Annotated in this window: 21 protein-coding genes and 2 pseudogenes; 15 read left to right on the forward strand and 8 right to left on the reverse strand. The window is 65.2% G+C overall.

From position 1 onward, the window contains the following. Positions 1-27: 27 nt before the first annotated feature. The 3 genes and pseudogenes from EN742_RS02795 to EN742_RS02805 form a co-directional block, all read left to right on the forward strand. Positions 28-213: pseudogene (locus EN742_RS02795) on the forward strand (AEC family transporter); the annotation flags it as partial. Positions 214-388: 175 nt separating this feature from the next. Beyond that, entirely contained in the window at positions 389-1,846 is a 1,458-nt protein-coding gene (locus EN742_RS02800; protein ID WP_126054144.1) for an NAD-dependent succinate-semialdehyde dehydrogenase, read from the forward strand. A gap of 96 nt (positions 1,847-1,942) precedes the next feature. Next, positions 1,943-2,971, forward strand: coding sequence for an aldose epimerase family protein (locus EN742_RS02805; protein ID WP_126054145.1), 1,029 nt, complete (start codon positions 1,943-1,945; stop codon positions 2,969-2,971). Positions 2,972-3,139: 168 nt separating this feature from the next. Here the strand turns inward: EN742_RS02805 and EN742_RS02810 are convergent, their stop codons facing one another. Continuing rightward, a complete protein-coding gene (locus EN742_RS02810) occupies positions 3,140-4,060 on the reverse strand; it encodes a sugar kinase (RefSeq protein ID WP_127407009.1) in 921 nt (306 codons plus the stop codon). A gap of 49 nt (positions 4,061-4,109) precedes the next feature. On the opposite strand from EN742_RS02810, the gene EN742_RS02815 reads away from it, so the two are divergent. Both EN742_RS02815 and EN742_RS02820 read left to right on the forward strand, forming a co-directional pair. Then, a complete protein-coding gene (locus tag EN742_RS02815; RefSeq protein ID WP_245492244.1) occupies positions 4,110-4,712 on the forward strand; it encodes a FixH family protein in 603 nt (200 codons plus the stop codon). A gap of 7 nt (positions 4,713-4,719) precedes the next feature. Next, the gene (locus EN742_RS02820; protein WP_126054146.1) at positions 4,720-5,928 is read left to right on the forward strand and encodes a cytochrome c peroxidase; all 1,209 of its coding nucleotides are present in this window, start codon (positions 4,720-4,722) and stop codon (positions 5,926-5,928) included. A gap of 1 nt (position 5,929) precedes the next feature. Here the strand turns inward: EN742_RS02820 and EN742_RS02825 are convergent, their stop codons facing one another. Further along, positions 5,930-6,382 (reverse strand): Lrp/AsnC ligand binding domain-containing protein, encoded by a 453-nt coding sequence (locus EN742_RS02825; RefSeq protein ID WP_126059055.1) that lies wholly within the window; start codon positions 6,380-6,382, stop codon positions 5,930-5,932. Positions 6,383-6,546: 164 nt separating this feature from the next. Here EN742_RS02825 and putA point away from each other — a divergent pair, with 164 nt between their 5' ends. Both putA and EN742_RS02835 read left to right on the forward strand, forming a co-directional pair. Beyond that, positions 6,547-10,158, forward strand: coding sequence for a bifunctional proline dehydrogenase/L-glutamate gamma-semialdehyde dehydrogenase PutA (gene putA / locus EN742_RS02830; RefSeq protein ID WP_126054147.1), 3,612 nt, complete (start codon positions 6,547-6,549; stop codon positions 10,156-10,158). Positions 10,159-10,246: 88 nt separating this feature from the next. Continuing rightward, positions 10,247-11,275: a glycosyltransferase gene (locus tag EN742_RS02835; RefSeq protein ID WP_126054148.1), complete on the forward strand. Its 1,029-nt coding sequence runs from the start codon at positions 10,247-10,249 to the stop codon at positions 11,273-11,275. 24 nt (positions 11,276-11,299) lie between these two features. Here EN742_RS02835 and EN742_RS02840 read toward each other — a convergent pair. The 4 genes and pseudogenes from EN742_RS02840 to EN742_RS02855 all read right to left on the reverse strand — a co-directional run bounded on the left by EN742_RS02840 (position 11,300) and on the right by EN742_RS02855 (position 15,308). Continuing rightward, positions 11,300-11,614: pseudogene (locus EN742_RS02840) on the reverse strand (antibiotic biosynthesis monooxygenase). A 34-nt stretch (positions 11,615-11,648) separates the two neighbouring features. After that, entirely contained in the window at positions 11,649-12,692 is a 1,044-nt protein-coding gene (locus tag EN742_RS02845) for a TonB family protein (protein WP_348627229.1), read from the reverse strand. 40 nt (positions 12,693-12,732) lie between these two features. Further along, positions 12,733-13,161 carry a hypothetical protein gene (locus EN742_RS02850; protein WP_126054150.1) on the reverse strand — a complete coding sequence of 143 codons (429 nt, stop codon included), beginning with the start codon at positions 13,159-13,161 and terminating at the stop codon, positions 12,733-12,735. Positions 13,162-13,166: 5 nt separating this feature from the next. Continuing rightward, positions 13,167-15,308, reverse strand: coding sequence for a TonB-dependent hemoglobin/transferrin/lactoferrin family receptor (locus EN742_RS02855; protein ID WP_245455450.1), 2,142 nt, complete (start codon positions 15,306-15,308; stop codon positions 13,167-13,169). Positions 15,309-15,585: 277 nt separating this feature from the next. Between EN742_RS02855 and hemP the strand changes: the two genes are divergently transcribed. Genes hemP through EN742_RS02880 form a run of 5 tightly spaced genes read left to right on the forward strand, consistent with a single transcriptional unit; the run spans position 15,586 to position 19,694 of the window. After that, positions 15,586-15,792 (forward strand): hemin uptake protein HemP, encoded by a 207-nt coding sequence (hemP, locus tag EN742_RS02860; protein ID WP_126054152.1) that lies wholly within the window; start codon positions 15,586-15,588, stop codon positions 15,790-15,792. A gap of 36 nt (positions 15,793-15,828) precedes the next feature. Continuing rightward, positions 15,829-16,890 carry a hemin-degrading factor gene (locus tag EN742_RS02865; RefSeq protein WP_126054153.1) on the forward strand — a complete coding sequence of 354 codons (1,062 nt, stop codon included), beginning with the start codon at positions 15,829-15,831 and terminating at the stop codon, positions 16,888-16,890. Positions 16,891-16,901: 11 nt separating this feature from the next. Further along, positions 16,902-17,795 carry a hemin ABC transporter substrate-binding protein gene (locus tag EN742_RS02870; RefSeq protein ID WP_189375141.1) on the forward strand — a complete coding sequence of 298 codons (894 nt, stop codon included), beginning with the start codon at positions 16,902-16,904 and terminating at the stop codon, positions 17,793-17,795. A 2-nt stretch (positions 17,796-17,797) separates the two neighbouring features. After that, on the forward strand, positions 17,798-18,898 hold the full coding sequence (locus tag EN742_RS02875) for an iron ABC transporter permease (protein WP_126054155.1): 1,101 nt from the start codon (positions 17,798-17,800) through the stop codon (positions 18,896-18,898). A gap of 7 nt (positions 18,899-18,905) precedes the next feature. Continuing rightward, positions 18,906-19,694, forward strand: coding sequence for a heme ABC transporter ATP-binding protein (locus EN742_RS02880; protein ID WP_126054156.1), 789 nt, complete (start codon positions 18,906-18,908; stop codon positions 19,692-19,694). A gap of 13 nt (positions 19,695-19,707) precedes the next feature. Here EN742_RS02880 and rirA read toward each other — a convergent pair whose 3' ends face one another. Next, positions 19,708-20,145, reverse strand: coding sequence for an iron-responsive transcriptional regulator RirA (gene rirA / locus EN742_RS02885; protein WP_128332383.1), 438 nt, complete (start codon positions 20,143-20,145; stop codon positions 19,708-19,710). A gap of 201 nt (positions 20,146-20,346) precedes the next feature. Between rirA and EN742_RS02890 the strand changes: the two genes are divergently transcribed. The 3 genes from EN742_RS02890 (at position 20,347) to EN742_RS02900 (ending at position 22,855) form a co-directional block, all read left to right on the forward strand. Next, positions 20,347-21,642 (forward strand): DUF445 domain-containing protein, encoded by a 1,296-nt coding sequence (locus EN742_RS02890; RefSeq protein WP_126054158.1) that lies wholly within the window; start codon positions 20,347-20,349, stop codon positions 21,640-21,642. 67 nt (positions 21,643-21,709) lie between these two features. Next, a complete protein-coding gene (locus EN742_RS02895) occupies positions 21,710-22,138 on the forward strand; it encodes a phasin family protein (protein ID WP_126054159.1) in 429 nt (142 codons plus the stop codon). A gap of 225 nt (positions 22,139-22,363) precedes the next feature. Further along, complete coding sequence (locus tag EN742_RS02900; RefSeq protein ID WP_126054160.1) at positions 22,364-22,855, forward strand: MaoC family dehydratase; 492 nt, start codon at positions 22,364-22,366, stop codon at positions 22,853-22,855. Here the strand turns inward: EN742_RS02900 and EN742_RS02905 are convergent. Continuing rightward, positions 22,852-23,822, reverse strand: a 971-nt coding sequence (locus EN742_RS02905; RefSeq protein WP_128332384.1) for an MFS transporter, incomplete at its 5' end; no start/stop codon positions are given. The genes EN742_RS02900 and EN742_RS02905 overlap by 4 nt on opposite strands.

A 23,822-nucleotide genomic window follows, 5' to 3' on the forward strand; every position in this document is an offset into this window, starting at 1 on the left:
GGTAGGAATTGATGCCCGAGGGCAGAGCCGCCGCTGACGGCCAAGGGGGCGGTGGTGGCGGCGGCTCTGCCCTCGGGCATCAATTCCTACCTGATCGCCGTCCAGTTCAACACCGGCCAGGCGCTGGCGTCGAACCAGATAACCATCGCGACGGCGAGCGCGGTGGTGACCACGTCCTTCTGGCTGACGGTGGTTCTCCACGTCTTCGGATAGGGGAGCGGCCGGCCAACTCTCGCCTTTGCTGGTCCAACCCCTATATGCCATCTTGCGATTGCTTGCCGGCCTTTCCCTAGGTTAAGAGCAGTGGCTCCAGCGTGCGGACATCGCGCACGCGCATTGAAGATATCCAGAAAAACGGCCGATCAGCGCGCCGAACGGAGGCCAGACCATGCTTCAGAAAACCAGCCATTTCATGCGCCAGGCCAATCTCATCAACGGTGAATGGGTGCAGGCCGACAGCGGCCAGACGGTCGACGTCAACAATCCGGCCACCGGCCTCAAGATCGGCACCGTGCCGAAGGCCGGCAGGGCCGAGACGCGCCGCGCCATCGAGGCCGCCGAGGAAGCCTTCAAGAGCTGGCGCAAGACCACCGCGCTCGAGCGCTCGAAGCTTTTGCGCAAGCTGCACGACGCGATGATGGACAATCAGGACGTGCTCGCGGAACTCTTGACCATAGAGCAGGGCAAGTCGCTGTTTGAATCGAAGGGCGAGATCGGCTCGGCCGCCGCCTACATACTGTGGTTCGCCGAGGAAGGCCGGCGCACCTACGGCGACATCGTGCCGTCGCCCTGGGGCGACCGCCGCATCCTGGTGACCAAGGAGCCGGTCGGCGTCATCGCCGCCATCACGCCGTGGAACTTCCCGTCCTCGATGCTCGCCCGCAAGCTCGGCCCGGCGCTCGCCGCGGGCTGCACCGCGGTGGTCAAGCCGGCCTCGCAGACGCCGTATTCGGGCCTCGCCTGGGGCGCGCTTGCCGAGGAGGTCGGCTTCCCCAAGGGCGTCATCAACATCCTGACCGGTTCGGCCGCCGAGATCGGCGACGAGATCTGCGCCAACCCGCTGGTCAAGAAGATCACCTTCACCGGCTCGACCGAAGTCGGCAAGATCCTGATCCAGAAGTCGTCCGTGACGGTCAAGAAAGTGTCGATGGAGCTCGGCGGCAATGCGCCGTTCATCGTCTTCGACGACGCCGACATCGACCGCGCCGTCACCGGCGCCATCACCGCCAAATACCGCAATTCCGGCCAGACCTGCGTGTGCACCAACCGCTTCCTCGTGCAGGCCGGCGTCTACGACAAGTTCGTCGAGAAGCTGGCCGCGGCAAGCAACAATCTGAAGGTCGGGTCCGGCCTTGAAGAGGGTGTGCAGCAGGGACCGCTGATCGACGACAAGGCGGTCGAGAAGGTCGAGGAACTGATCGCCGACGCCACGTCGAAGGGCGGCAAGGTGGTGGCCGGCGGCAAGCGCCATGCACTCGGCGGTTCGTTCTTCCAGCCGACGGTGATCGCCAATGCCACGCCGACGATGCGCTTCATGAAGGAAGAGATCTTCGGCCCGGTCGCTCCGGTGTTCAAGTTCGAGACCGAGGAAGAGGCGATCGCGCTCGCCAACGACACCGAATTCGGCCTCGCCTGCTATTTCTACACCGGCGATCTCGGCCGCGCATTCCGCGTCATGGAAGGGCTGAAATACGGCATGGTCGGTGTCAATGAGGGCCTGATCACCACACCGGAAGCGCCGTTCGGCGGCGTCAAGGAATCCGGTCTCGGCAAGGAAGGCGGACATCAGGGTATCGAGGACTATCTCGACACCAAATATGTCTGCATCGGCGGCCTCGGCCTCTGACAGCAAACGGAAGGGCAGGCGCAAGGCCTGCCTTTCCCATAATCCAACCCGGCCGGGACCGGCTGAGTCGACAGATCAACGAACTGACTTTCGGGCATGACGATGAAGGACGGCGAAGTCTTCGGCACGACGCAGGCGGGCGAACCCGTGCGCCGTTTCACCATTCGCGGCGGCGGCCTCACCGCCAACATCATCGGGCTTGGCGCCATCGTCCAGGATCTGCGGCTTGCCGGCCACGACGCGCCGCTGGTGCTGGGCTACGACCGTTTCGAGCCCTATGAGACCGACAGGGCCTTCTTCGGCGCCGTGGTCGGCCGCTTCGCCAACCGCATCCGCGATGGCCGCTTCACCATCGCCGGCAAGCGCTACCAGACAGAGCGCAACTTCCTCGACAAGCACACGCTGCATGGCGGCTCGGAAGGCTATTTCCACCGTCCGTGGACGGTCTCGCTGCATGGCCGGGATTTCGTCACGCTGACCTTGCATGACGCTGACGGCACGATGGGCTTTCCCGGCGCGCTCGACGTAACCTGCACCTACCGGCTCAAAATCCCCGGCACGCTCAGCGTCGAACTGACCGCCACGACCTCCGAGGAGCCGACGCTGTGCAATCTCGCGCAGCACTCTTACTTTAACCTCGACGACGGCGGCGCCGGCGATATCCTCGACCATCGGCTGATGCTCAATGCCGGCGCCTACACGCCGGTCGATGCGGAGATGATCCCGACGGGCGTGGTGAAGCCGGTCGACGACACGCCGTTCGACTTCCGCCAGGCGCGGGCATTGCGCATGGAGAGCGAGGGCGAGCAGCTTCCCTACGACCTGAACTTCTGCCTCGCCTCCACGCACGGGCCGCTCAAGCAGGCCGCCTGGGCGCAAGGCGCCTCATCGGGCGTCGAGATGGAGGTCTGGACCACGGAACCCGGTCTGCAGCTCTATACCGGCCAGTATCTGGCGCCGTCCTCGGCAGGGCTGGAGGGGCGTCAGTACAGGGCCTATTCAGGCCTCTGCCTGGAGGCGCAGGTCTGGCCGGACGCGCCGAACCGGCCCTATTTCCCGCAGGCCACGCTGTGGCCGGGGCAGATCTATCATCAGGTGACGGAATATCGGTTCCGGCTACCTTAAGCGTGCCGATATTCAGGTGAGGCCGGCCTGCGAACGCTGGTTTTCTGCGCTTCCGCTGCTCACGTACTCGAGTACGCTCCGCTCCGGTTCTCGAAAACCACCGTTTTGGTCGCTTCGCGCCCGTCTTCGACTCCGACTCGGCCTGACCTGAGTCTCAATACACCTTAGCTAGTTGCCGAACGCTGCTCTCAGCGTTTCAAATGGCGCCAGGGCGCCGCGCACCTGCACGACCGCGGCGGCAACGCGATGCGCGCGCAGCGCCGCGTCGGCGGGGGCATGACCGGCAAGCCGGGCGGCGAGATAGCCGCCATTGAAGGAATCGCCGGCACCGGTGGTATCGACTGGCGTCGCGACATGCACGGCCGGAACCGGCTGGAAGGCACCCTTGACGGCGATCAGCGCCGCGTCCTCGCCATTCTTGACGACGACCTCGCCGACAAGTCGGCCGAGCCGGCCGGCGGTCACCTGTGGTGTCGCATCGCCAAACAGCATCTGCTCATCGGGAAAGGTCGGCAGCGCGATGTCGGTGACGGCAAGTGCTTCGGTGATTGCCGCTTGCGCCTCCTCGCGGCTGCGCCAGAGCAGCGGCCGGTAGTTGGGGTCGAATGCGACGCGCGAACCAGCCGCCCGCGCCTTGGCCACCGCATTGAGCAATGTCTTGCGCGAAGCCTCCTCTAGAATTGCCAAAGTGATTCCGGAAAAATAGACCAGCGCCTGGTTTTCAAGGCTTTTTGCCAAGGCGCCAGGGTCCGAAGCCAGTTGCCTGGCGGCGGCGTCGGCGCGCCAGTAGGTGAAGGCGCGTTCGGCGCCGGTCAGCGTGATGGCGTAAAGGCCTGGTCGGGCGCCTGGAATGACAGGGCTTTGGCCGATGCCGATGCCGTTTTCGGCGAAGAAGGCGATCTGCCCTTGCGAGAACGGGTCGTCGCCGAAGGCCGAGACATAAGTCGCCGGCCGCTCGCCGCTCAGCGCATGCAGCGCCCACAGCATGTTGAACGTGTCGCCGGCAAAGCCCATGCGCCAGTTCGGTCCCGCCTGGCCCGACAGTTCGAGCATGCACTCGCCGATCGAGGCGACGCCATTTGCAGCCATCTATCTGTCTCCCCGTGCATGTCGCGCAAAAGTGTCTAGCGTTTTGGGGATGACGACATGCACAAACCAACGAGGTGCTGCTGTAGCTTTTTGCGATGGGCAACGCCATGCTTGGCGGCTGCGGTTTTTTGCGTCAGAAGCGGTTTCCCACAGTCGCGGCGGGATGCGATCCGCCCGCTGGAACGTTGTCTTTGGAAAAGGAACCGGTTTGGCATCCCTATGGCGTTATCTTCTCGTGGGTCTTGGTCTGGCCGCCTTGCTGGCAGGTGTCCTTGCGATCGTCTATCTGACCGCTCCGCAAACGGCGTCGGGCCCCGATACGTCGCGCTCGAAGACCTCGGCAAACGGGCTGTTCGTTGCCAGCTTCCAGCCGGAGCGGGATGTGGTCCGGCAGGGCGAATTGCAGGCTTGGCTGCTGACGCTGAAGACAGTCAAGGGCGATCCGGTGGAGGGAGCGGCGATTGCCGTTTCCGGCGGCATGCCGCAGCACAATCACGGCCTGCCGACCAGCCCGCAGGCGACCGACTATCTCGGCGAAGGACGCTATCGCATCGATGGGCTGAAATTCACGATGAGCGGCTGGTGGCAACTGCGCTTGGCCATTTCGGCGGCGGCCGGTTCAGATACGGTCGTCTTCAACGTGGTGTTGTGAGCGGTCGATGAGGCGCCTCCTGCGAGTCCTGCCTCTCGTCGCACTGGTCGCCATGGCGCTGCTTGCCGGCTGCGGCAAGCCGCAGGTTTCCGATGCCGAGAAGAAGGTCATTGCCTCGCTGGCGCTGAACACGCTGCCGCCGCTGAAGCCCGACACCACCAATCGCTTCGCCGATGTGCCGGCGGCCGCGGCCCTGGGCTCGACGCTGTTCTTCGACCAGGGCATGAGCCGCGACGGCACCGTGTCCTGCTCGACTTGCCACAAGATCGATCGCCAGTTCCAGGACGACCTGCCGCAAGCGGTCGGCATCGGCCGCACCAACCGACGCACCATGCCGCTGGCAGGCGTGGCGCGCGATCCCTGGTTCTTCTGGGACGGGCGGCGCGACAGCCTGTGGGCGCAGGCGTTGACGCCGCTCGAAAACCCGCTCGAGCATGGCGGAAACCGCGCCGCTTTCGCGCATTACATCAAGAAACGCTTCGGCGAGCGCTACGAGCGCATCTTCGGGCCGCTGCCCGATCTCTCCACTGTGCCCGCCAATGCCAGCCCGCTCGGCACGGATGCGGAGAAGGCGGCCTGGGCCGCCATGCCCGTCAGCAAGGTCGAGGACGTCAACCGCGTCTTTGCCAATATCGGCAAGGCGATCGGCGCTTTCGAGCGGTCGATCGAGCCGCCGCAGACGCGCTTCGACCGTTTCGCCATCGATCTGGCATCTGGCGCCGAGCCACAAGGGGACGACGCCCTGTCGCCCGAAGAGATGCTTGGGCTGAGACTGTTCATCGGCAAGGCTAATTGCGTGACCTGCCACAATGGCCCGCGTTTCACTGACAACTCTTTCCACAATACCGGCGTGCCGCCGGTCAAGGACCTGCCGCCGGATCGCGGCCGCATCGATGCCGTGGTGCAGGTCGAGGCCGATCCGTTCAACTGCTTAGGCAAGTTCCGCGACGGCGACGACAACGCGTGCCGCGAGCTGCGCTTCATGGTGAAGGGCGGGCCGGACCTGGTGCGCGCCTACAAGACGCCGTCGCTCCGAGGCGCCGCTGCGCGCGCGCCCTACATGCATGCCGGACAGTTTGCGTCGCTCGAAGAGGTGGTCGAGCATTATTCGAAGGCGCCGGCGAGCGTCGAAGGTGTTTCCGAGGTCCACCCCGTCGAGCTTTCAGACCGCGAGCGCGCGGCGCTGGTGGCGTTCCTGAAGACGCTGTCAGAATGAGCTAGCGGTCCTTGACCGTCTCCATCGCCACGAAGGTGGAAGTCTGGGCGACATGGGGAAGCGCCGAAATGCGCTCGCCCAGCACCCGGCGGTAGGCGGCGATGTCGGTGGTGCGGACCTTCAACAGATAGTCGAAGCTCGACGCCATCATATGACATTGCTCGATCTCCGGCACCGCCTGCACGGCGCGGTTGAAGGCGTCGAGCGCGGCCGAGCGGGTGTCCGACAATTTCACCTGGACGAACGCGACATGGCCTTCTCCCATGCGCTCGCGATCGATGATCGCCTGGTAACCCCTGATGTAACCGTCCTTCTCCAGGCGCTTGACGCGCGCCTGCACCGGCGTCTTCGACAGGCCGACCTTGCCGGCCAGCTCAGACATGGAAAGCCGCCCGTCGCGCGCCAGTGCCGAAAGGATGTTGCGGTCGATGCGGTCCAATTGGTCTTCGATGATCGAATTCACAGTCTAAATGGCGAGAAGGTCGCGGCAGATCATAGTTCATTGGAACTGGCATGTCGATTTCTTTGGACCGACCGAAAACGGCAATTGTGCTAGCTTGCGCCATTCGGTCCGGTGACCGCCGGCCCGCTCCCTTAAGCTCGCTAGATAGGACAGCCATGCCCGCGCTCGATGCCATCCGCCAGCAGATCCGTGCCAACTACTTGCCCGACGAGGACGCCGCGGTGAAGCGGCTCGCCGACGGTGCGGGGCTTTCGGCGGATGACCGCAAGGCGATCTCGGCCCGCGCCGCCGATCTGGTGCGCGCGGTGCGCGGCTCGACCGATCCGAGGCTAATGGAAGTGTTCCTCTCGGCTTACGGATTATCGACCAAGGAAGGTGTCGCGCTGATGTGCCTGGCCGAGGCGCTGCTGCGCGTGCCCGACGCCGAGACGATGGACGATCTCATCGCCGACAAGATCGCGCCGCACGACTGGTCGGCGCATTCGGGCAGCTCGAGCTCCATCTTCGTCAATGCCTCGACCTGGGCGCTGATGCTGACCGGGCGCGTGCTGGACGAGGGCGAGGGCGGCATCGAGGGCACGCTGCGCGCCATGGTGCGCCGGCTGGGCGAACCCGTTATCCGCAAGGCGGTGGCGGCCGCCATGCGCGAGATGGGCGAGCAGTTCGTGCTCGGCCGCACCATCGCCGAGGCCGTCAAGCGCGGCCGGCCGATGACGCAGAAGGGCTATCTTTATTCCTTCGACATGCTGGGCGAGGCGGCCCGCACCGAGGCCGACGCGCTGCGCTATCACAAGGCCTATGCCGACGCGATCTCCTCACTCGATTCCGGTTCCAACGGGCCGGACATCCGCAACAACCACGGCATTTCGGTCAAGCTTTCGGCGCTGCATCCGCGCTACGAAGTGGCGCAGAAGGAGACGATGCTGCCGGTGATGGCCGAGCGGCTGCTGTCGCTGGCGCTGGCGGCGCGGCATTCGCGCATGGGGCTCAACATCGACGCCGAGGAGGCGGACCGCCTCGATCTGTCGCTCGACGTCATCGAGCGCGTGCTGGCCGAGCCGGAGCTTGCCGGCTGGAACGGTTTCGGCGTGGTGGTGCAAGCGTATGGGCCGCGCGCGGCCTTCGTCATCGACTGGCTCCACGCGCTGGCGAAAAAGTACGACCGCACCATCATGGTGCGGCTGGTCAAGGGCGCCTATTGGGACACCGAGATCAAGCGGGCGCAGACACTGGGGCTCGCCGGCTATCCGGTCTTCACCCGCAAGACCAACACCGATGTGTCCTACATGGCCTGCGCGAAGAAGCTGCTGTCGATGACCGATCGCATCTATCCGCAGTTCGCCACCCACAACGCGCACACGGTGGCCGCCATCCTGTCGATGGCCAAGGATCGCGACTCTTTCGAGTTCCAGCGGCTGCACGGCATGGGCGAGGCGCTGCACGAGACGGTGCGCCAGGCCGAAGGCACCCGCTGCCGCATCTATGCGCCGGTCGGCGCGCATTCCGACCTGCTCGCCTATCTGGTGCGCCGTCTGCTGGAAAACGGCGCCAACTCCTCCTTCGTCCACCAGCTCACCGACGAGGAGGTGGAACCGGAAGACATCGCCCGCGACCCGCTGGAAACGGTCGAGACGCAGGGGCCGGCCGCCAATCCGGCGATCGCCCGTCCCGCCGGGATCTTCGGCGCCGGCCGCCGCAATTCCAGGGGCGTCGACATCACCGATCCGGTGACGCTGGCGGCGATCGACAAGGCCAAGGCCGAGTTTGCTGGGCCGGACCGCTGGCACGCGAAGCCGGTCACGCGCGCCGCCGGCTACGGCAAGGAGCGCAAGGTAGTCAATCCGGCGAAGCCCGACGAGGTTGTCGGCACGATCCACGAGGCGGCCGCCAAGCAGGTCGCCACCGCCGTACGCATCGCGGTCGAGGCGCAGCCGGCTTGGGCCAAGCGCCCGGTCGCCGAGCGCGCGGCGATCCTGAACCGCGCCGCCGACCTCTATGAGGCCAACGCGGCCGAGTTCTTCGCGCTCGCCACCCGCGAGGCCGGCAAATCGCTGGCCGACGGCGTCGCCGAGGTGCGCGAGGCGGTCGATTTCCTGCGCTACTACGCCGCCGAGGCCGCCAATGCGGAAACGGGCACCGAGGCGCGCGGCGCGATCGTCTGCATCTCGCCGTGGAATTTCCCGCTCGCCATCTTCACCGGCCAGATCGCCGCGGCGCTCGTCACCGGCAATTCGGTGATCGCCAAGCCGGCAGAACAGACGCCGCTGATCGCCTTCCGCGCCGTCGAGATGCTGCGCGAGGCGGGCGTGCCGGAAGACATCATCCAGCTTCTGCCCGGCGATGGCCCCTCGGTCGGCGCGCCGCTGACGGCCGACCCGCGTATCGCCGGCGTCTGCTTCACCGGCTCGACCGAGGTCGCCAAGCTGATCGAGAAGCAACTGGCCGACACCGCCGCACCCGACGCCATGCTGGTCGCCGAGACCGGGGGGCTCAACGCCATGATCGTCGATTCCACCGCGCTGCCCGAGCAGGCGGTGCGCGACATCCTCGCCTCCGCCTTCCAGAGCGCCGGCCAGCGCTGCTCGGCGCTGCGCGTGCTCTATGTCCAGAAGGACGTAGAGAAGAAGATGCTGGAGATGCTGAGGGGCGCGATGGAAGCGCTCAACCTCGGCGATCCCTGGCTGATCTCGACCGATGTCGGCCCGGTCATCGACGACGAGGCGCAAACGTCGATCCGCGACTATTGCACCAGGATGGGCCTGCAGGGCCGGCTGATCGCCAAGCTCGAAGCGCCGAAGAGCGGCCGCTTCGTCGCGCCGCATGTCTTCCGCGTCAAGGGCATCGAGGAGATGGAGCGCGAGGTGTTCGGCCCGGTGCTGCATGTCGCCAGCTTCGACGCCGACGAGATCGACGCCGTTATCGCCGCCATCAACCGCAAGGGCTATGGCCTGACCTTCGGCCTGCACACGCGCATTGAAGGCCGCGTCCAGCATTTCGTCGACGGCATCCATGCCGGCAACATCTATGTCAACCGCAACCAGATCGGCGCCGTGGTCGGCTCGCAGCCGTTCGGTGGCGAGGGGCTTTCGGGCACGGGACCGAAGGCCGGCGGGCCGCATTACCTGCGGCGCTTCCGCAAGGGGCCGGAGGCAGGCACGCATGTCGCCGAGGGCCACAAGGTGACGGCAACCGAACTTGCCGACAATCTGCCCGATCCGACGCTCGGCGGCTGGTCGACGCGGCCCGACCGGGTGGCGATCCTGCGGAAGCACCTGCGCGGCAAGGGCGCGGCCGCCATCGGCGCGGCGGCAAGTATCGATTTCGGTCAGGTCGACCTGCCGGGTCCGACGGGGGAGGCCAACACGCTGTCGCTGGCACCGCGTGGCCGCGTGCTCTGCCTCGGTCCGGATACGGACACGCTGCTGGCGCAGGCGATCCAGGCGCTTGCCGCCGGCAACGCCGTGCTCGCGGTGGCGCCGGGCGCGCCGGCGGCGCTGTCGGCGCTAACCGGCAAGGGCCTGCCGATCGCCGCCATAGACGGCCGGCCGGACCCCGTCGAGGCGCGCGCACTGCGCGTCGATGTCGTCGCATTCTCAGGCACGCCGGAGGCGGCGCGCATCGTGCGCAAGGTTATCGCCGAGCGCGCCGGCCCGATCGTGCCGCTGGTCAGCGAGGTGCTCAATCCGGCTGCCTATGCGCATGAGCGCGCCGTCTGCGTCGACACCACGGCGGCGGGCGGCAATGCCAGCCTGCTGGCTGCCGCCTAAGGCACAGCCCAAGTCCGGGCGCGTGTTGCAAGGAGACCGCGCACCCGGATAAACATGCGCCGATCGATTACGCGGCGAGGCCGAACAGATGGAAGATAAATCGCCGTTCACGCTCCCGCGTGTCAGCGTGGTCATCACCAGTCACAACTATCGCGCCTATGTCGAGGACGCGATCCGCTCGGTTCTGGCACAGACCTATCGCAATTGGGACTGCGTGATCGTCGACGATGCCTCGGCCGACGGCTCGGCCGATCATATCCGTGCGCTGCTTGAAAAGATCGGCGATCCGCGCCTGCGCCTCCTGGCGCGGCCGCAAAACGGCGGCCAACTCGCCGCGTTCCGCGACGGCTTTGCAGCAAGCGACGCGCATTTCGTGGCGTTTCTCGATTCCGACGACATCTGGCTGCCGGACTTCCTGCTCGCGCATCTGTCGGCGCATCTCTACGCGACGCAGCCGGCGTCGCTGTCCAGCTCCGATCTTTTCCTCGTCGATCGCGAGCGCGCCTTGCTGGCCAGTAGCTTTGCGCTGCCGCGCAGGGAAGCGCACGCGCGCGGGACAATGATCCCACCCCACATACAGCATGGCGGACTCGCCTATCGGTCGGATTTTCCGGTGACCTATTTCGGACCCGATAGCTATGGCTGGATATGGGCGCCGACATCGTCGATGGTTTTCCGGCGTGGCGCGCTGGAACCCGTCCTGGCATTCCCCTTCAAGGTGTCGATCGGAACCGATTACCTGACGGCGACATGCGCGCATCTGGCCGCCGGCAGCCTCATCCTGTCGGAGTGCCTCGGCCTCTATCGCCTGCATGGCGCCAATGCCTCCGGCGGTCTCGCCTATGCCGGCGGCCGTATGCAGCTGTCGCCGGCCTATGCCTCCCTGGACGCCGCCATGGGCGCGGACGTGCTCGACTATGTCCTTGCCAATGCGGAGAGGCTCGGCGCCATCCACGGCAGGGATTTCGTGTCCGGCTTCCTGTCCAGCCATGTGAGGCGGTTCGGCGATTTGGCGAGCGATCCGCGGCTTGCGCCGCTTCTTGATCGCAAGAGCCGCTTGCGGCAGGCGCGCAAACGCTTTGTGCGGACGCTACGCCGGCTGGCTGGCGGTTCCTGAGGCTAGGCTCTCCCGAATAGCTCGTCAGGCGCCCTCGACGACCGAAAAGCCTTCGAATTGCGGATGGCCGAGATAGTGCACCTTGGAGGTGCCGGCGTTGCGGTGCGCGGCGCGGAAATTTTCCGATTTGGTCCAGGCGACGAAATCCTCGTGGCTGGCCCACACCGTGTGTGAGGCAAACAGCGTGTAGCCTTCGGCCTCGTTCAGCGGACCGCGCAGCAGGTGGAACTCCCTGAAACCTTTCATTTCAGACAGGCTGGAATCACGGTTCTTCCAGACATCCTCGAAGGCGTCTTACGAGCCGTTCTGGACCTTGAAGCGGTTCATGGCGATGTACATTGGTTTCCTTTCATGCGGTTCGTTCCATCCACTTTCAAAATGGACCGATTTCGGCCTCGAACACCAAACTCCTGCTTGCGATGCGCGACGGAATTGGAGGGAAGGGGGCAGCATTGCGAACGATGCCGAGCGCGACCTGATCGAAACTCGACGATCCAGAGGTTTGCAGGATGCGTAGATCGTCGATACCACCACCGCTGCCGATCACGAAAGTCACGACGGCATTATTGACCGCGGTCAATTGCACTGACGGCGGAACGGCGCGGTTGACGCGGCTGAGCTTCCTGATGACGTCGCCGCGGTAATTGTACTCCGCAGCCTCGCTGCCTGCCTCTTTCTGCTTCTTGCCCTTGCTGGCCGCCTGTGCCAGCCGGTCTTGGCCCTCTGCGGTGCCGCGCTTGTTGTCCGTTTCTCTCGCTGTCGGGGATGGTGCCGACGGAGTCGGACGGGCGCTGGGGATTGGCGGCTGGTCTGGAACAACGACGGGAGTTTCATGGGTGGCAGGGGATTCGGTGCTGGCGACAACACTCTGGTCATCGGGGCGCGGGGAGCCAGCCACCAGTACGTCTGGCCGGCCGGCAGGTTCCGGCGACACTGCGGGAGGCTGTGCGGCTGCTTCCCGAGTGGGCTCGGAAGGCTGCGTTGGTGGCGCTGGTCTGACCGGCTTTGCCGGCTCCGGCCTGGCCGGCTTTGGCTCCAGCGTGACATTTATCGCCACCGGATCCCTGTCAAGCGCGCTGCCGGCAACCTTGTCTCCGGACTGGTCGCTGCCTTCCGATTGCTCCGAATCCGGCGATTTGAACGTGCTGGAAGGCGAGATCAGAAAGAACGCCGCCGCGGCGCCGTGGAGAATGCAGGAGACAATGACGGCAGCGGGCCATTTGCCGTTGCGGGCCGCCGCCTGCGCAAGTTCAGGCGGCTTGGCCGGCGCTATCGCCAGCTCGCTGCCGGCGTCGGAGAGGGGGATGATTTCCTGCATGTCGCGGGCCGGAAATTGCAGCGGCCTGCATGCAAAAGTCAAATCAAGATCATTTGCCCGCGGAGGTAACGCGCCGAGGCCGAGCAGCGGCCAGGCCACGGTCTCTTGCCTGAATGCGGGATGCAGCCCCAATGCCGTCTCAGACCCCGAAGGCGATGGTGGTTCGGGTCGAGGTCTTCAGTCCGCGCATGCAGGCGGCGGGCTCCACGCTTGCGCCGGCGCATTCGGTCGCGCTGTTGATCAGCACGCGGCTGACCTTGGCGCAGTCGGTGCCGGCAAGATCGAAACGCGTCACCTTGGTCTTGCTTACGGGAAGGTCCTTGAAGTCGAGTACGGTCAGGCGGTCGACGACGCCGGCCTCGTTGAACAGGGCGATCTCGAAGGCCGTTTTCGACAGGTCGGCGCCGAGCGCGTTGTTGACCACGAAGGTCAGCCTGCAGCCCTTGTCGGAGGGCTGCGCGGCATTGAGTTCGAGGTTGAGTTGAGGAACCGGCGAGGACTGGGCCCACGCCGGCGCCGCCGCAAGCGACAAGGTCAGCAGACGAAGCAGTCCCGTCAAGCTTGTCATTGTCGTCAGCCTCCAAAGCGCATGGTCGCCGCCAGCTTCAACGTGATGCCGGGTTCGTAGAGAACGGCAGTCGTGCTGCCGTTCAGCGGGTTGGTGTATTTGACGTCGAACAGATTGTCGGCGCGGAAGTCGAGTTTGAGATTGTCGGTCGCCTGGTAGCTGGCGAAGGCGTTGACCAGCGTATAGTCCTTGGCCACGGAGTTGCCCTTGGGCTTGCCGTTGTATTGCACCTCGCCGCCGACGGTCAGCTTGTCCTGGAGGAAACGAAGGCCGAGCTGCGCGGTGACCTGGGAGGAGGGGATGGTGGCAAGGTCGGCGCGCTCGCCTTCATAGGAAATGGTGTGGCCGTTGATGATCGAGGCCGAAAGCCCGGCATAACCCCAGCGGGCATCATAGACGCTTTCCAGTTCGAAGCCGTCGATCTTGGCCTTGGCGAAGTTCTGGTACTGGAAGCAGATCGGGATGCCGGGACCGAACGGGCAGCCGCTGGTCGGGTCGAAGGCCGAGAGCGTGACGCCGTCGATGTAGTCTTCGACATCGTTGTTGAAATAGGCGGCCTTGAGCCGCAGCGCGTCGCCGCCTTCGAAAATGTCGTTCCGCTTGTAGTTGACGCCGAACTCGACGGTCTTGCCGATTTCTGGCTTGAGATTGGGGTTGGGCAGGAACGGGAAGGTGACTCCTGCCGGATGGTTGCCGCTGATTAGGGTCTCCGTCAGCGAGGGCGAGCGGTAGCCTTCCGCGTAGGTGCCATAGAACTGCAGGCCAGACAGGCTGGCGCTTTCGAAGGGCGAGACGCCGACGGTGATGCGCGGCGACAGCCTGTCGCCGGACGTCTCGTTATCCGAATCCTTCAGGCTGTAGCTGTCGTAACGCAGGCCGGTGATGACCTCGAGCCATTCCCAGGTGAGCTTGTCCTGAACATATGCGCCCGAAACGTTGCGCTTGCCGGAGGGCGTGTAGAAGCTGTCGCCGCCGGCGGTGCCGCCCGTCTCGACATCGTCGCCGACCCAATCGCCGCCATAGGTCAGCTCGTGCGCGATGTCGGCGGTCTCGAAGCGAGAGGTGTTCCAGATGTCGATGCCGGTGGTGTCGACGTCGAAGGTCGAGGTCGAACCGGCCGGCAGCACGACGGGAAGACCGGTTTCCGGATCGAAGCGGTTTTGCGCGATGAGGCTGGTCAGATCGAGATTGGTCCTGTTGTAGGAGGCGTTGATGTGGAGGTCGAGCCAGCTCCTGGCGTCGTCGGTGATGTTGTAGCGGGCTGTAAATGTGTTCGACTTCAGGTCGACATCGTTGGCCGGCACGCCGCTGCTGGTCTCCGTCCAGCCGTCGCTGGAGCCGACCCAGCCGAGTTTCAACTCGCTGTTCTCGGTCGGGCGGATCGTGGTCTTGAGCAGGCCGCTCAGCACGTCGAAGCCGGTGCCGGCGACAGTGTCGCCGCCGCCATTCTTGTAGTCGTCATAGTCGCGGTAGACGATGTTGCCGAGCACATCCCAGTTCTCGTTGAAGCGGTAGGCGCCGGTGGCGCTGGTGGTCCAGCCCTTGCCGTTGCTTTCATAACGGCCGGTGAGCGCGCTAGCCCAGCTTTCCTCCGGCTTGAGGAAATCCTCGGCATCCTTGGTGTCGAAGAAGACGACGCCGCCGATGGCGCCGGAGCCGTAGGTGTTGGCGACCGGACCGCGGATCACGTCGACGGATTTGATAAGTTCAGGGTCGACGTAAAAGGTCGACTGCGTGCCATGATCGGAGCGCTGGAAATCCTGCCTGGCGCCGTCGATGATGACCGCGACGCGGCCGAAATCCTGCAGGCCGCGGATGTTGATGCTGGAGCTGACGCGGCGCGCGTCGGCCTGCACGGTTACCCCCGGCACGCCGAGCAGCATCTCGTTCGACGTCGTCGCCATGCGGCGATCGAGCTGCTCTCGGTCGACATGGCTGGCGGAGGCAAGCGACTGGATCGCCGTCTCGCCGGTGCGGCTGAGGACCAGGATCTTGTCGAGCAGCGTCGCCTCGGCCGGCTTCGTCTCTTCTGTCTTCTTTGCAGAATCGGTCTGCTGCCGCTCGCTTGCAGGCTGGGCGGCCTGTTGCGCGTTTGCCGGCGGTGTCAGGATCGCGATCACCGCCGCGCCGGCCAGAAGCGCGGCCATTCCCTTTGCCATAGACCGTTGCGCCGGGCCCGCGTTCTCATACGCCAGACCCAGCCTTTGCCAATTCGCCAACCCCATGCCCCAACTCCAAATCCAGTTCGATGCTGGCTGGCCGAGGCTCGCTGGCATTTTTCATCGCATCCGGTGCGTTAAATGTTGACTCATTTACTCCGGTATTGCACTGGTTATAAAACATGATTATTCGAGTCAAGAAATTAATCGGCATTTTATGCAGGCGTCCGGCCAGGTGGCCGGCACAGGGAAAGGACCGACCCAGATGAACACGCACAACGCAAACGATTTCCGCTATCGCGTCCGTCGTTCCGAAGACGTTGCCACCCGTTTCGACCGGGTTCCGCTGGCGGTGAGGACGCTCTCCAGCAACACGCTTTTCCAAGGCGAGCACGAGATCGGCATCGAGCACCATGGTGCGCTCTATCGGTTGAAGATCACCCGCCAGGGCAAGCTGATCCTCAACAAGTAAGCAGCAACCGACGACCGGCTGAAGGCAGGGGAAGACATGGACCAGCGCGTGAAACCCACACCGCATGAAATCCGGCGGGCGCGGGAAGACAATCCGAAAGCGCGCGAGCGCGACCTTGCCGCCGAACTCGGCATCTCGGAAGCGGAGCTCGCCGCGGCCCATTGCGGGCAGGGCGTCGTGCGGGTCGAGCCGCGCGTCAACGATTTGCTGACCGGCCTCGAAGCTGTCGGCGAGGTGATGGCGCTGACCCGCAATGAGAGCGCCGTTCACGAGAAGATCGGCGTCTACGACAAGGTCGTCACCGGCAACCACAACGCCATGGTGCTCGGCGAGAACATCGACCTGCGCATCTTCCCGAAAGTCTGGGCGCACGGCTTTGCCGTCGAGAAGCGCGACGGCGGCGACATCCGCCGCAGCCTGCAGTTCTTCGATGCTTCGGGCGAGGCGGTGCACAAGGTGCATCTGAGGCCCGCCTCGAACCTCTACGCCTACCATAAGCTGGTGGCGGAACTGGAATCGTCGAACCAGGAGCCGATCGTTTCCGTGTCGGCAAGCGGGAGCGACGACGAGGCCGAGGTCGAGGGGCAGGCGGCCAGCATCGACGATCTGCGCGACCGGTGGAGCAGGCTCACCGACGTGCATCAGTTCTTCGGCATGCTCAAGACGCTGAAGCTCAGCCGCCGCCAGGCTGTGCGCATGGTCGGCCAGGATTATGCCTGGCTGCTCGACAAGGATGCCGTAGCTGCCATGTTCCACCACGCCGCCGAAGGCGCGATGCCGATCATGTGCTTCGTGGGCAACCGCGGCTGCATCCAGATCCATTCCGGTCCGATCAAGTCGGTCAAGCCGATGGGACCGTGGATCAACGTGCTCGACGAGACGTTCCACCTGCATCTCAGGAACGACCGCATCCACGAGGTCTGGGCCGTGCGCAAGCCGACCAAGGACGGTCACGTCACCTCGCTCGAAGCCTACGGCGCCGACGGCAAGATGATCGTCCAGTTCTTTGGCAAGCGTCACGAAGGCGAGGGCGAGCGCGACGACTGGCGCTTCCTGGCCGAAAACCTGCCGCGCATTCCAAGCCCGACCGCGGCCTGAGGACGATGACCATGGTTTCCTTCCCCAGGCTGTCGCCGCTGACGCTCGCCCTGGCGATCGTGCTTTCGCTGCTCCTCGGCGTCCCGCAGGCTCGCGCCGAGAAAGCGGCGGCCTTTGCCGATACGTCGAAGATCATTGCCATCGGTGGCTCGATCACCGAGATCGTCTATGCGCTTGGCGAACAGGGCCATCTCGTCGCGCGCGACTCGACCAGCCGCTATCCGGAAGCCGCACTCAAGCTGCCCGACGTCGGCTATATGCGCCAGCTGTCGCCGGAAGGCGTGCTGTCGGTCAATCCATCGGGAATACTGGCCTTGCACGGCAGCGGCCCGAAGGAAGCGGTCGAGGTGCTGAAGAAGTCGAGCGTTCCGTTCATCGATGTGCCCGAACACTACACCCATGACGGGATCCTGGAGAAGATCCGCGTCGTCGGCAAGGCGCTCGGCGTCGATGCCAAGGCGGACAGGCTGGCCGCCGAGGTCGACGCCCGGCTGAAGGCCGCCGAGCAGCAGACGGCATCGATCAAGGAGCGTAAGCGCATCCTGTTCGTGCTGTCGACGCAGGGCGGCAAGATTCTTGCCGCCGGCAGCGAAACCGCCGCCGATGGCATCGTCAATCTGGCCGGCGGCGTCAATGCGGTCGAAGGCTTCTCCGGCTACAAGCAGATGTCGGACGAGGCGATCGTCACCGCCAGGCCGGAGGTCATCCTGATGATGGACAATGCCGGACCGGCGGTGTCCGACGACGAGCTGTTCTCGAACCCGTCCATCGCCTCGACGCCGGCCGGTGCTGCCCGCAAGGTCATCCGCATGGATGGCGGCTACCTGCTCGGCTTCGGACCGCGCACGGCAGAAGCCATCCGTGACCTTGCCGTTTCGCTCTATGGCGGCCAGGTCACGGACTGATCATGGCGGATCAATCGGTCGTCGGCGCGGCGGGGAGGATGGCGACGGTCGATGGCGACCGCTCGGCGCGCGCTCGCCTCGTCATACTGCTTCTGTGCCTGGCGCTTGCCCTCTCGGTGCTGCTGTCGCTGACATCGGGCGCTTCCGACGCCTCTACGGTCGGCGTCGTTCGTGACTGGCTCACCGGTGCGGTGCCAGGCGACGCGGCATTGAGCGCCCGCGACCGGCTGATCATCTACGACATTCGCTTGCCGCGCGTCCTGCTCGGGGTATTGACCGGCGCAGCACTCGCCGTGTCAGGGGCGGTAATGCAAGGGCTGTTCCGCAATCCGCTCGCCGATCCCGGCCTGATCGGCGTCTCGGCCGGCTCCAGCCTCGGCGCCGTCGCCGTCATCGTGCTCGGCTCGACCTGGCTTGCGCCATTCACCCTGGCGCTCGGCACGCTGGCCTTGCCGCTCGCGGCGTTCGCTGGCGGGCTGGCGGTGACGCTGCTGCTCTACCGGGTCGCGACCAGGCATGGCCGCACCTCGGTCGCCACCATGCTGCTTGCCGGCCTTGCGCTGGCCGCGCTCGCCATGGCGCTGATCGGCATATTGATCTTCATGGCCGACGATCGGCAGTTGCGCGACCTGACCTTCTGGCAACTCGGCTCGCTCGCCGGGGCGACCTGGCAAAAGATCGGCTCCGTCGGGCCCGTCATCGTTCTGGCGCTGTCGTCAATGCCGTTCCTGGCGCGCGGCCTCAACGCGCTGGCGCTGGGCGAAGCCACCGCCGGCCATTTGGGCATTCCGGTGCAGCGGCTGAAATACACGGCCATCATCGGCGTCTCGGCGGCGGTCGGCGCATCGGTGGCGGCAAGCGGCGGCATCGGCTTTGTCGGCATCGTCGTGCCGCATCTGCTGCGGCTGCTGATCGGACCGGACAATCGCTACCTGCTGCCGGCGTCGGCCTTGCTCGGCGGCTCGCTCTTGCTTCTGGCCGACGCGGTTGCCCGCACCATCGTAGCGCCCGCCGAACTGCCGATCGGCATCGTCACGGCGGTCGCCGGCGCGCCGTTCTTCCTGTGGATCCTGCTGCGCAAGCGCAGCGTGATCGACCTGTGAGGTTGGCATGATCGAAGCGCGCGATGTCTCGGTGGCGATCGGCGGCAGGAGCATCGTCGCCCATGTCGACTTCGTGGCGCCGCCGGGCGAGATCGCGGCCGTCGTCGGGCCCAACGGGTCCGGCAAGACGACCTTCCTCAAGGCGCTGTCGGGGGAGCTTGCCTATACGGGCGGCATTGCGCTCAACGGGCGCGACCTCACGGCGATGAAGCCGGTGCAGGCGGCGACCTATCGCGCCGTGCTGCCGCAGGCGACGACATTGTCGTTTCCGTTCACGGTGCGCGAGATCGTCAGGCTCGGCCTTGTCGGCGGACGCTCCGGCGTGCTGCCCGGCGAGGACGCGCGACTGCCCGAACGGGCGCTGGCCCGCGTCGATCTCGACGGCTTTGCCGGACGCTTCTACCAGGAGCTTTCAGGTGGCGAGCAGCAGCGCGTGCAGCTTGCCCGCGTGCTCTGCCAGGTCTGGGCGCCGGTGCTCGACGGCAAGCCACGTTACCTGTTCCTCGACGAGCCGGTGTCCAGCCTCGACGTCAAGCACCAACTGATCATCATGGACATTGCCCGCGACTTCGCCAGGCGCGGCGGCGGCGTGGTGGCCATCCTGCACGACCTCAACCTGACCGCCATGTATGCCGACCGCATCCACGTCATGCATCGCGGCCGGCTCGCCGCCGCGGGCGCGCCGCAGCACGTGCTGACCGACGAACTGATCGAGAAGGTGTTCGATTGCCGGTTGAAAGTTGGCGTGCTGCCGGTAGCCAATATGCCGTTCGTTTTGCCGCAATCGGCGGCCTAGCCGCCGGCTGCAATCAGGCGGCGGGGGCGCGCTGCTCCAGCATGTCGATGCCAAGCAGATGGCGCACATTCGGGCGCGCCGCCACCAGGTCTGCGATCGTGTAGCGCGACAGCACGGCAAAGAAGGCGTTGAGCGCCTCGCGCAGCGCCGAGTTCAGCACGCAGCTGTCGACCAGCGGGCATTCGGCCATGGCGAAGCTCTCTTCGGTCACCCGCACGACGTCGAACAGGCTGATCTGCTCGGCCGGACGGCCAAGCCTGACGCCGCCATTCCTGCCACGAACCGTCTCGACCAGACCGTGCTCGACCAGCGGCTGCAGAATCTTGAACAGGAACAGCTCCGACACCGAATAGGCCGCGGCAATCTCGGGGATGCGGCTCAGCCGTTCGGTATTGGCGGCGCAATACATCAGGATGCGCATGGCATAATTGGTCTGGCGCGTCAGCCGCATTTCGTCCTCATGAACCAGTAGCTTGGACCCAATATGGCCTATACCTTGGAACAATTCCAGACTGGCGGCGCACGATAGATGAATAAACGCGTCAACTTTATGTGCATGGTGGCGCAAATTGTGAGCCGGACAGGGTATGGCGGGCATTTGGCCGGCGACGACCCTAGATAAGATCGCAACATCGATCAGGAGCGGCTCAGCATGTCACAAGCGGCCCCGGCCATGAACCATGTCCGATTCGACACCGACGCCGATGCCAAGCTTGCGGCGCTGCGGCGCACCAAGCTGGTGGCCGCCACGGCGCTGGCGCTTTGCGTTCTGGTCTTCGGGCTCGCCAAGTCGCTCGAGGGCACCTATCCGTGGCTCGGCTTCGTCGCTGCCTTCGCCGAGGCGGCAACCATCGGCGGCCTCGCCGACTGGTATGCGGTGGTGGCGCTGTTCAGGCGGCCGCTCGGCCTGCCGATCCCGCACACGGCCATCATCCCGGAGAACCAGGAGCGCATCGCCGACAATCTTGGCCGCTTCATCGAGGTCAATTTCCTGGCGCCGGAGCCGGTGCGCGAGAAGCTGGCCGAGGTCGACTTTTCCGCTTTGGTCGCCGACTGGCTGGCCGATGCCGAGCGCGCCGCCGGCCTGTCGCGCTTTGTCGCCCGCCTGGTGCCGCAGACGCTTGCCGCTGTCGAACAGTCCGGCCTGCGCGGCTTTGTCACCAGCCGCATGCTGGATGAGGTCGAGAAGGTGCCGCTGGCGCCGCTTGCCGCCGAGCTCCTGTCGACGCTCACCGACGATCGCCGTCACCAGAAACTGTTCGACGAATTCACCAGGGTGATCGGCCGCTTCCTCAACGACGAGGAGGCGCTCTCCGCCATGCGCGAGAAGATCCGCGAGGAATTGCCGTCGCTGTTCAACCTGTTTCGCGCCGATGCCTATCTGCTCAAGAAGATCGTAGCCTCAGCCGGCACGCTGCTCGAGGAGGTGAGGACCGATCCCGACCACCCGATGCGGGCCGAGTTCGACCGGTTTGCGAAGACTTTCATCGAGCGGCTGAGGACGTCGAAGCAATATGCCAGGCGGGCCGAGCAGCTGAAGCGCGATTTCCTGGCGCGGCCGGAAATGAAGGCGCTGGCCGGCGACATGTGGGAAAGCCTGCGGCAGTTCATAGAGCAGGACGCCAGGGCCGAGAATTCCCTGATCCGCGCCCACCTCGCCAACATGTTCGTCGAGGTCGGCCGCCATCTGGCCAGCGACGCGCGGATCAGGGCCGACATGAACCAGGGGTTCGTGGTGGCGCTGTCGTCCTTCGTAGAGAGCCAGAAGAGCGGCGTGTCGAAATTCATCGCCGACCAGGTCAAACGCTGGGATCTTGGCCAACTCACCCGGCTAATCGAGATGAACATCGGCAAGGACCTGCAATATATCCGCTTCAACGGCATGGTCATCGGCGGCCTTGCCGGCATCGTGCTTTACACGGCCGAGCGGTTGTTCCTCGTCAATTGACGCAAGCGTGGCGTGCTCTATTCTTCTGTCAGGGAAGGCCTTCGCGGCAGATTGGGGAGCAGAAGCCATGGCGAAACAACCGGACTCCGACTCGTTCCTGGACATGTTCAGCAGATTCGGCCGCGACCTGAAGATGCCGAATGTCGATGTCGAAGCCATAATCAGCCACCACCGCAAGAATCTCGAAGCGCTCGAAAAGTCCGCCAGGGCAGGCGCGGCCGGAGCGTCCTCGTTGCTTGCGCGGCAACGCGAGATGGTGCAGGAGGCGCTGCGCGAGATCACCGATCTGGCACAAAATTACCGGGCACCCGGCAATCCGCAGGAATTGATGACGAGGCAGGCGGAGTTCGCCCGCAAATCCTTCGAGACGGCGCTGAAGAATGCCGGCGAGGTGGCTGAAATGGCCAGGAAATCCGGCACGGAATCCATCGAGATCCTGCGCGAGCGCATCAAGGACGCGATGGCCGAAATTCGCTCCGGCTACGAGAAGAAGTGACTTTTCCAGTCAGCTTCGCTTTGCTGCCTGCCAGATATGATCGTGCATTTCGGGCGTTAAGTCCCGGGCGCGCGGAGGCCGCGCTTGCCTTCCGGCGACACTGTGGATGAGCTGCCACCCACGGCGGCAAAACGCGGCCTGTCGGAACCGAATTGCCCGGCGGCGAATTGACAGGGGGCTCCGCTTCGTGGTCGGGAGACGGGCGAAACGATCGGGAAAGCAGGAATGACGGAAGCACGGCCGAGGACGCCGCCGACCTTCGAGCAGTTGAGGACGATGGCCGGGCTGGAAGTCGGGGTGTCGGAATGGACGACGGTCGACCAGCACCGTATCGACCAGTTCGCCGAATGCACCGGCGACCACCAGTGGATCCATGTTGACCCTGAAAGGGCGAAGCGGCAGAGCCCGTTCCGCACCACGATCGCGCATGGCTATCTGACGCTGTCGATCATCGGCGCGCTGGCACTCGACATGGGCATCGTACCCGAAAACACCCAGGCCGCCTTCAATTACGGCTTCGACAAGGTCCGCTTCCTGTCTCCGGTTAGAGTCGGATCGAGAATACGGCTCCGCACCACGCTGCTGTCGATGGAGGACAAGGGCCCCGGCCAGTATCTGATGAAGGCCGCCAATACGGTCGAGATCGAGGGCGAGCAGAAGCCGGCCCTGACAGCCGAGACGCTGGTCATGCTCTACGAGCGCCGCAAGCGGGCTTAGGCAAGATCCTTGCGCTTGCCGCCCGCCCGCCGGCTGAACAGGGCAAGGCCGAGCGCAACCAGCGCAAGCGCCATCGCGACTCGGAACGTGACCTGCATCCCTAGCAGGGTTGCCGATGGGGTCGCTGAATCTGCTCCAGCAGATGCCGCGGCGAATATGGCGCCCATCAGCGATGCGCCGGTGATCAGGCCGAGATTGCGCGACAGGTTGACGAGGCCGGAGACGACGCCGCGCTGGTCGGCGGTCGCGGCCCCCATCACCGCGGTGTTATTCGCGGTCTGGAACAGGGCGTAGCCGCCGCTCAGCGCCAGGACCGGGACGACGTAGCCGGGAATGCCGAACGCGATCCGGATCGACGAGAGGGCAAACGTGCCGAGAACGAGCGAGGCCAGGCCGGCGATCATCGTCGGCTGGGCACCGAAGCGGACGACCAGCCGCCCCGCCGGCACCGCAGCCAGCGTCGCGACCAACGGTGCCGTGGACATTACCAGGCCGACGGTGGCGGGGTCGAGGCCCAGCGCTCTGGAGAGGTAGAACGGCGCGACCACCAACTGGCCCATCACCACGGTCGAGACGACGACGCTCATGGCGAGGCTTGCGGTCAGCATGCGGTCGCCGAATGCAGCCAGGCGGACGAGCGGAGTCTCGACCTTCAATTCCGTCACGATGAACAAGGCGACGCCAAGGGCGGCAACGGCAAGCAGGCCGAGATTGAGCAGACCAAAGCTGCCCTTGCCCAGTGTCATGGCCAGCGCATAGGCGGCCAGCGTCAAGGCGAGCAGAACCGTCCCAGGAGTATCGAAGGTGCTTCGTCCCGGCCCGGACCTGCCTTCGTTGGGCAGTGCGCGCCAGGCAAGCGCGAAAGCCAGCATGCCGAGCGGCACATTGACCAGGAAGATCGCCCGCCAGCCGGCGCCGGCGATCAGCAACCCGCCGAGCGCCGGGCCAAGCCTGGTGCCGATCGCCG

The organism is Mesorhizobium sp. M4A.F.Ca.ET.020.02.1.1, assembly GCF_004022645.1.
GTDB lineage: Bacteria > Pseudomonadota > Alphaproteobacteria > Rhizobiales > Rhizobiaceae > Mesorhizobium.